Source organism: Hyphobacterium sp. SN044, from assembly GCF_021864465.1.
In the GTDB taxonomy this organism is placed as follows: domain Bacteria; phylum Pseudomonadota; class Alphaproteobacteria; order Caulobacterales; family Maricaulaceae; genus Hyphobacterium.
Genome location: NZ_JAKKUV010000029.1, coordinates 1 through 436 on the forward strand (window position 1 = coordinate 1; position 436 = coordinate 436).

A 436-nucleotide genomic window follows, 5' to 3' on the forward strand; every position below is an offset into this window, starting at 1 on the left:
GTGCGGTGACAGAATCCAACGGCTCAAAGTTGCGCCTAGTTTCCAAAGGAACCTGAGATTTAACTAAGAAAGGATGGGGTCTGAATTTTGGAAGAGAAAGATGAGAACGTGGATCGCACGATGGGACTTTGACAATGATGGAGTCGTGTCGAGGGAGGAGTGGGACAGAATGCCGGTTCGTTTCGCCAGTTTCAAGGAAGCAGATCCAAAGAAAGTGGAGCATCTCAAAACAACATTTGACAATATGTATGACCAGTTCCTAAAGAGGGCTGACACCGACGTCAAGAGTGCACTTACCGTACCGTACTTACAGGAGTCAGTCTGGAAGCAGCGTTACACAAGGGATATTAAGAAACGCATTTCGGAAATATTATTCGCCTTATTTGACGTACTGGATGTCAACGATGACGGTTATCTGGATGAGGACGAACATCGC

Annotated in this window: 1 protein-coding gene; it reads left to right on the forward strand. The window is 46.3% G+C overall.

The window, feature by feature from the left end:
• Positions 1 to 100: 100 nt before the first annotated feature.
• A partial coding sequence (locus L5876_RS14545) for a hypothetical protein (protein WP_236957082.1) occupies positions 101 to 436 on the forward strand: 336 nt, incomplete at its 3' end.